Below are 2,007 nucleotides of genomic sequence, written 5' to 3' on the forward strand. Positions count from 1 at the left end.
CTTTTGCAGGCGTGGAAGCCATTGATCCTGAAGTTTTTGGCTTAACTAACGAATATTGGCTAAGCTATTACATTGGTAGCACTATTTATGATAAGAAATTCATTTTCTTGCCCGAAAGCATCATCGATTCCAATATGATCAAGATTCCGCTGGTAAACAGACCTGGGGTGATGATTAAATAAATTGGGAATTTTGAGTGGTGAGTTTGGAGTCACTTCCTCATAGATTTTAAGTATGTAACTTTAATACTATCGCTAGTTCTGCATCCAAAACTGAGAACTCCAAACTGTAAACTCCAAACTAATCTAAGGCACCTTAACAGCCTGTCTTCCAATTAATTTCCAGCCCGATTTTTCTTTACTCCAGATTAAAAGAATATACAATTTCACATTTCCTGGAATATTTTTATCATTTGTTTTGGCATTTAGTGTATGACGAACCAAAGCTGTTTTGTTCTGAACAACGACAGTTTGATCAGTTAAATTAATATCTACAAAATCAGATTCTCCAGAAAGTAACGAATGCATAAATTCCTGCTTGGTTTGAATCTTTCCACTCGAATGCCCGTAACTTAGGTTATTCAAAATTATTTTATCAAGCGCCAAACTATCTGGTGTAACCATCAGTTTGGTTAATTTGCTTACGGCATCTTCTACTTCAGTTTTTTGGGCAAAACAAAAACTGGTCGAAATTAACAGGCTCGAAAAAATCAAGAGTTTCTTTATCATATCTGGTTGTATTGGGGTTAATGTTGTAAACTTATCCAAAACCATGCAAAGGAACAAACCCTAAGCGTTAATTTTCAACATAATTTATTTTAACGTGAATTTTAGTTTATTTTCGGATGGAATATAGGGTTTCGGATGCAAAGGATAAATTGCGGCACATCCATTGCTTTTACCGTAACATTATATCCCCATTTATCTTAACGAATTTCAAACATGGAACAACCATCTACCTACCAATCTTCCTCTAAAAAGAAATTTATCTTCATCGGATTACTTGCTGTTTCTATAGCGGCAATTGTATTTATCTATTTCAATAGAAAGAAAAAAAATCATGAAGAAAATCAGGCTTATGCAAAATATATCGAAGCCTATACTTCCGGAACCATTTCCAAAAAAAGTTTTATCAGAGTTCATTTAGCCAATGCGGCAACAGGCATGCAGGATCTGGGCAAAGCAGATTCACGCGAACTGTTCGACTTCTCCCCTTCTATCTCGGGCAAAACCTATTGGATAGATCCGCAAACGGTTGAATTTAGACCTGATGAAAACCTCAAACCTGGCAAAAACTACGAAGCTACATTCAAACTTTCGGAAGTTTCTGCTACAGAAAAAGGCCTTGAAGATTTCGACTTTGAGTTTAAAGTAATTACCCCAGGGATTATGCTTTCGCAAAACGGATTGGTTTCGCAGAACAATACTGCGATGGATTATATGAAATTAACCGGCGAAGTGGCTACTGCTGACGTAGAAGAAACCAATAAAATAGAGAAAACGATTTCATTGGATTTTGACCAAAAGCTAAAAATCAAATGGCAGCACGATCCAGCAAAAAACACTTCAAAATTCACTATCGATAGCATAAAAAAGACTGGAAACGATCAAAATTTAAAAATAGATTGGGATGGAGATGCCATTGACGCAGAACAAAAAGGAGAAGTAGAAATCCGTGTTCCGGCGATAAATAAATTCGAAATACTGGATATGAAGGCTATTCAGGGCGAAGAAGATTATGCATTGGTGCAATTTTCAGAACCCATTGGTGTTGGGCAGGATTTAACAGGTATGATTACACTTGGCAATCTGAGCGATTTAAGGTATACCATTGATGCCAGTCAGGTTAAAGTTTATGCTGCCGAAGAACTTAAAGGCAATTATACTTTAAGTGTGAATGCAGGAGTAGAAAACATCAATTCGAAAACACTTCCAAACGGTAAAGTAGTCAATCTTGTTTTCGAGGATAAATTACCGGCCGTTACCATTGCAGGTAATGGTACCATTT

General features: G+C 36.5%; 1 protein-coding gene and 2 pseudogenes. 2 read left to right on the forward strand and 1 reads right to left on the reverse strand.

Translation table 11 applies throughout. The features are described from left to right. Positions 1-182 (forward strand): annotated as a pseudogene (locus AC1DND_RS26615) (hypothetical protein); the annotation flags it as partial. Between the two features lie 123 nt (positions 183-305). On the opposite strand, the gene AC1DND_RS26620 reads toward AC1DND_RS26615, so the two are convergent. After that, entirely contained in the window at positions 306-728 is a 423-nt protein-coding gene (locus AC1DND_RS26620) for a nuclear transport factor 2 family protein (RefSeq protein WP_477585704.1), read from the reverse strand. A gap of 213 nt (positions 729-941) precedes the next feature. On the opposite strand from AC1DND_RS26620, the pseudogene AC1DND_RS26625 reads away from it, so the two are divergent. Further along, positions 942-2,007, forward strand: a pseudogene (locus tag AC1DND_RS26625) (alpha-2-macroglobulin family protein); the annotation flags it as partial.

Source organism: Pedobacter sp. 01N416 (assembly GCF_056399685.1).

What these genes read in the sequence shown, in the direction of transcription:
- AC1DND_RS26620 (WP_477585704.1), bottom strand. Translation starts at nt 728, where the DNA reads ATGATAAAGAAACTCTTGATTTTTTCGAGCCTGTTAATTTCGACCAGT.